The sequence below is a fragment of the Chryseosolibacter indicum genome (assembly GCF_018598585.1).
GTDB lineage: Bacteria > Bacteroidota > Bacteroidia > Cytophagales > Cyclobacteriaceae > Chryseosolibacter > Chryseosolibacter indicus.
This window is the reverse complement of record NZ_JAHESD010000048.1, coordinates 42127-48228: the sequence shown is the minus strand read 5'-3', so window position 1 is coordinate 48228 and position 6102 is coordinate 42127. Positions and strand designations below refer to the sequence as shown.

Genomic DNA, 6102 nt, shown 5'->3' with positions numbered 1-6102 from the left:
GAAAAAGAGACAGACCTATAACGGCGGAAAAATGACCGCCGCGTGAGAGAATGGTCCGTTTTATGATAATCCAGAAAGTACGCTTACTGGATTGTATGGCCGAAAATGGCTCAATCCTAATCCGTCTTTTCAGGCAGGAGAAGGCAGGTCAGACCAGCCTTTTATTTTAATGCGTTACGCAGAGGTCTTACTGAATGCAGCAGAAGCTGCTGTAGAACTTGCCATGGCAGGAGAAACATCTCCTGATGGAATGGATCTGATGCAAGTTGCATCGGAAGCAGTAAATGCTATCCGCGAAAGGGCTGGAGCAACACTACTCGCAGGTAATCTTTCACCCGATGTAGAAGGTCGCAACACCATCAGGAAAGAACGCCGTAAGGAGCTTGCGTTGGAACATAAGACGAAGTGGGATTTACGCAGATGGAGAGTACAACACTATGATGGACGTGATGGCTTCTGGGGTGAAACGAGAAACAAAGATATGTTTAGTAGCAGTTCCCGTTATCGCTTTAGGGGGTTGTACCCGTTCTTTTCTACACAAGCAGGAAAGTATTTCTTCGATGCCCGTTTCCAATGGGTAAGCTTGAAGACTTTCGAATACAACGCAATAGATTATTACTTTGAAATCCCTACTGAAGAAGTTTCGAAGAGTGCTGTAATAGACCAGCAACCGAATAGATAATAAAGAATGACTGCTTATTAATTACTAAAGAATTTCAAAAAGATGAAGAAGTTATCATCATATATATTAATGTTAGCACTGTTTGCTTTCAGTTCTTGCAGTCTGTTCGAAATGGACAATTATGAGGAACCAAAAGAGACGCTGCAGGGCGAAGTTGTGGATGTAGAAACTGGTGAACCAGTGCTCACGGACCAGGGAAGTGAAGGCATCAGGGTACGTCTTATTGAAGACAGTTGGAAGGGTAATGTCACGCCCAATCCTGATTTCTTTTGTAGACCTGACGGAACGTTTCAGCATACCAAATTATTTAAGGGTAACTATAACATTCGTGTTGATGGACCTTTCATTCCAATCGTTCGTGAAGATGGCCGAGGAGTTCCGCTTGCAGATGAATCACAGAATGTCGATATCCATGGAGTAACAAAGGTGCGTTTTGAAGTGCAACCTTTCCTTAAGGTAGAGTGGGTTGACGAACCTCAGGTAATCAACGGTAAGGTTAGGGCCAAGGTACGCGTAACACGTGCCGTATCGGAAGATGTGTTTCGCGAGAAGATCGAACCGATGGGCAACTATGACAATAGCTTTCTTAACGTAACAGATATTCAATTGTTTGTTAGTTATTCTTCTACAGTAGGATACCGCGCACGTGACGAGCGTTGGTCAAGTCAGATTAACTACGACGGTTCTGCATTTAATGCTCTGTTAGGAGAGACTATCACCATCGAATCTAACGGAACAATTCCTCCTGGAAGAGCTGTCTTTGTAAGGGCGGCGGCACGTATCAATTACGATACGCCACGTGGCAGCGGAATTAGAAGATGGAATTACAATGAGCCATTGCAATTATTGATACCATAACATTGGGTTGGGTTAGTAGTCACCTCTTTATGGGGGTGGCTTTAACCCTACCATTATTTTGTGCTCTTGCTTTAAAGCAGATCGGATCTTCACTTTCTAACTTGATCTCTGCGTAACGGAGAGAATAATCTTCTTTCCTTTTTTTCATTTAATACAATTAATGTCAATGCAAAGAACAATCATACTTTATCTTCTGCTGGGGCTTACGCTGAATAGTTATTGTCAGTCGCAGCAAAAGGATAAAAAATCATTAAGCACTTCGCGAGAAAAAACAACTTTTCAAACTGCTAATCCATGGAAGCCGGTAACGGATACAAGGGCAGACGTAGCTATTGTTTACAGTGTAAAGGAGCATCATGAGAAGGGAAACCTCACTTTTGAGCAGCGTGTTCAAAGCTGGCGAGACAGGGGGTATACCACGCACTTTATGACGGGTATTGCATGGGGTGAATATCAGGATTATTTCACCGGCAAGTGGGATGGAAAGTGGCATCTTGATGAAGGCCAGGTAACGCAGAAGGGTGACACGATATGGCATGGTCGTATGGTGCCATACATTGTCCCTTCAAAGAATTTCATTGCCTACATGAAAGAGAAGGTTATCAAGCGGGTAATTGATACGGGAATTGATGCAATCTATTTGGAAGAACCTGAGTTCTGGGCGAGGTCCGGCTACAGTGAAGCATTCAAAAGAGAATGGAAAGAATATTACGGCTTTGATTGGAGACCTCAGCATGAATCACCAGAAAACACGTATTTGTCCAACAAGTTAAAGTATCACCTGTACTATCGTGCGCTCAATGAAGTCTTTACTTTCGCGAAGGAGTATGGTAAAAGCAAAGGAATGAACATTCGTTGTTATGTTCCTACGCATTCACTTGTCAATTATTCACAATGGATGATTGTCAGTCCGGAAGCAAGTCTAGCTTCATTACCTTGTGTTGATGGTTACATTGCACAGGTATGGACAGGTACTTCACGCGAACCGAACTATTTCAACGGACAAAGAAAGGAACGCGTGTTTGAGACGGCATTTCTTGAGTATGGCTCAATGGAGTCTATGACGGCACCTACTGGCAGGAAGATGTTCTTCCTAACAGATCCTATTGAAGACTGGCCTCGTGATTGGGCTGACTATAAGAAAAATTATCAAGCCACATTCACCGCACAACTTCTTTATCCCATGATTGCTGATTATGAAGTGATGCCATGGCCTGACCGAATTTATGAAGGACTTTACCGCACGAGTGCCAACAGCGACAAGAAGGAACGCATTCCACGTTTCTACTCGACTCAGATGCAGGTCATGATCAATACACTCAACAACATGCCTTTGTCTGAGAATAAAGTTAGCGGCTCTCAAGGCATTGGTGTATTAATGGCCAACTCATTAATGTTCCAGCGCTTTCCTACGCACAACGGTTATGAAGATCCGCAGTTGTCTAATTTTTACGGACAAGCACTTCCATTCCTGAAGCGTGGCGTTCCTGTTAAAACAGTTCATATTGAAAATGTATCATACAAGAAAACCTGGAATGATTTAAAGATTCTGGTAATGTCTTATTCCAATATGAAACCTTCGGATAAAGAATCACATGATCACATTGCTGAGTGGGTTAAGAATGGTGGCGTACTTGTGTATTGTGGCAGAGATGATGATGCATTTCAAAGCGTCCAGGAATGGTGGAACACAGGGGGCAATACGTTCAAAGCACCGTCAGAACACTTGTTTTCGAAGCTAGGATTGAAAGCACCTTTTAATGCCGGTGAATATACTTATGGTAAAGGAAAAGTCTACATCATACGCAACGATCCAAAAGAGTTTGTGCTGAAGGAGGGAAGTGATGTTGAGTTTGTAAACACGGTTAAGAAGTTGTATGATTCAAAATCTAACAGCACTACGTTAACGTTTAAAAATCATTTTGCACTTACGCGTGGTCCTTACGAAATCATTTCTGTTGTAGATGAAAATGAAGATCAAACTCCTTACATCATCAAAGGTAAGCTCATTGATTTGTTTGATCCTGAAATTCCTGTACTTAATGAAAGACAGGTAAAGCCAGGAGAGCAGGCCTTCTTATATAACATCGGTAATGTAAAGAATCCAAAAACACCACAGGTTCTGGCGACTGCTGCAAGAGTTTACGATGAAAAGGTAACAAAGAATGCATATTCATTTGTAGCAAAGAGTCCGTTGAACACAACTAATGTTATGCGAGTACTTCTCCCTAAAAAGCCTCAGCAATGTGATGCGTATGATCATAAGGGGAATAAGCTAAACGAAGCTGTTTGGAAATGGGATGAAGAAAGTAAGACTGGGCTGTTACGCTTCGAAAATAATCCGGAAGGAGTGAAGGTGGAATTGACTTGGTAGTGTAATCTTGCAGGGGAACAAAAAAACTGCTATGAGTAAACCGAATATAAAAGAGCTTACGCTTCTGGTGGTCATATATAGTCTTTTTATATCCTGTTCGTCAAATGAAAAACAGGAAAAGGACTCCTGGGGCCATCCGGAGATTGTGTGTGTTGATCGGCCTGTTATCAAAGCAAACAATAAATTCTATATCGGTAACAGAGCGCCTCTAACGCCTCTTAATTTTATAAAGTTACCTGTGGGTAGTATCAAACCAGAGGGTTGGATATTAAAATTCCTCGAGTTACAACGCGATGGACTTACAGGACACCTGCCCGAGATTAGTGCGTGGCTGGAAAAAGATAACAACGCCTGGCTCACCAATGGTGGTGATCATGGATGGGAGGAGGTACCCTACTGGCTTAAAGGCTATGCGAGCCTTGGATACTTACTACGTGACGAAAAATTAATTAGTGAAGCACAGACATGGTTTGAAGGAGTTTTCAGAAGTCAGCGGAAAGATGGCTATTTCGGACCGGAGAACTTGAGAAACGGAAATCACGAATTGTGGGGTCATATGATTATGTTGTTCTGCCTTCAATCATATTACGAGTATAGCAAGGATGAACGCGTAATTGATTTAATGACGAAGTTTTTCAAATGGGAAATGACTGTGCCTGATGAAAAATTCCTTGAAGACTACTGGGAGAACAGCAGGGGCGGCGACAACCTTTACAGTGTTTACTGGTTATATAATATCACCGGTGACGCTTTTCTTCTTGACCTCGCTCACAAAATACACCGGAATACTGCCAACTGGATGCAGGACTCGTCCTTACCCAATTGGCATAATGTTAACATCGCGCAATCCTATCGTGAACCTGCAACGTATTACGTTCAAACAGGTGACTCATTACATCTTGATGCTACCTATAACAACTTCAATTTGATTCGCCGCACTTTTGGTCAGGTGCCTGGTGGCATGTTTGGTGGAGATGAAAACAGCAGGATGGGTTACATTGATCCACGACAAGGAATTGAAACCTGCGGCATGGTAGAAGAGATGGCCTCCAATGAAATGCTACTTCGTATAACAGGAGATCCCTTCTGGGCTGATCAATGTGAGAACGTTGCATTCAATACCTATCCCGCGGCGTTTACTGCTGACTTCAAAGCTTTGCGTTATATCACAGCTCCTAATCATGTCGTCAGCGATAGCAAAAACCATAAGCCGGGCATTGACAATGGTGGTCCCTTCCTGATGATGAACCCATTCAGTAGCCGTTGTTGCCAGCACAATCACGCCCAGGGCTGGCCTTACTATGCAGAAAACTTATTTGTAGCTACGCCAGACAATGGCTTGGCTTCCGTACTTTTTAACAGTTGCGCTGTAACGGCCAAAGTCGGTGATGGCACCGAAGTTACTGTTAAGGAAGAAACGCATTATCCTTTTGAAGAACAGGTTCGCTATGAGATTAACACGCCTAAGGAGGTAAACTTTCCGCTCTATATACGTATTCCGCAATGGTGCAGGAAGGCTAACATTCAGATCAATGGCAAAGTCTCAAACGTTAAGCTTGAGCCAGGCAAATATGTAAGAATATCTCGTAACTGGAAAAACAGCGACAAGATCGTTTTGGATGTGCCAATGGAAGTTCAACTGAAAAAGTGGGAGGTCAACAAAAACAGTGTGAGTGTTAACTATGGGCCGCTTACCTTCTCTTTGAAAATAGCTGAAAACTATGTTAAAGTCGATAGCCGTGCTTCGGCTATTTGGGATTCAAAATGGCAGAAGGAGGCCGATGCCGAAAAGTGGCCATCGTTTGAAATTTATCCTGGCTCGCCCTGGAACTATGGACTTGTGTTAGATGATGATGATCGTAAGCAGATGTTTGAAGTTAACCGGAAAGCATGGCCAGAAGATAATTACCCTTTTGCAGCAGCGTCTGTGCCGTTGGAGATAAGAACCTTAGGCAAGAAGATACCGCAATGGAAGATTGACCAGTTTGGTCTCTGTGCTGTGCTACCACAAAGTCCGGTAGTTATTCGCGAACAAAAGGAAGAGATCACACTAATACCCATGGGGGCCGCAAGATTGAGGATATCCGCTTTCCCGGTAGTTAAATGAAGACAACCAATGAACAGATCAGGAAAATTGATAATCTTTTTTACAGAATTTACTTTTTACATCACTACGCTGTAGTGGTAA

At 42.9% G+C, this 6102-nt stretch carries 3 protein-coding genes and 1 pseudogene; all 4 read left to right on the top strand.

Annotation, left to right across the window (positions count from 1 at the left end; translation table 11 throughout):
* Positions 1-85: 85 nt before the first annotated feature.
* Positions 86-682 (top strand): annotated as a pseudogene (locus KK060_RS17905) (RagB/SusD family nutrient uptake outer membrane protein); the annotation flags it as partial.
* 42 nt (positions 683-724) lie between these two features.
* A complete protein-coding gene (locus KK060_RS17900) occupies positions 725-1540 on the top strand; it encodes a DUF3823 domain-containing protein (RefSeq protein WP_254155148.1) in 816 nt (271 codons plus the stop codon).
* 166 nt (positions 1541-1706) lie between these two features.
* The gene (locus KK060_RS17895) at positions 1707-3914 is read left to right on the top strand and encodes a hypothetical protein (protein WP_254155147.1); all 2208 of its coding nucleotides are present in this window, start codon (positions 1707-1709) and stop codon (positions 3912-3914) included.
* Between the two features lie 31 nt (positions 3915-3945).
* Positions 3946-6021, top strand: coding sequence for a beta-L-arabinofuranosidase domain-containing protein (locus KK060_RS17890; RefSeq protein WP_254155146.1), 2076 nt, complete (start codon positions 3946-3948; stop codon positions 6019-6021).
* Positions 6022-6102 lie beyond the last annotated feature (81 nt).

Bases quoted from the DNA above. Each gene is read 5' to 3' on its own strand.
- KK060_RS17900 (WP_254155148.1), top strand. From the start codon at position 725: ATGAAGAAGTTATCATCATATATATTAATGTTAGCACTGTTTGCTTTC.
- KK060_RS17895 (WP_254155147.1), top strand. From the start codon at position 1,707: ATGCAAAGAACAATCATACTTTATCTTCTGCTGGGGCTTACGCTGAAT.
- KK060_RS17890 (WP_254155146.1), top strand. From the start codon at position 3,946: ATGAGTAAACCGAATATAAAAGAGCTTACGCTTCTGGTGGTCATATAT.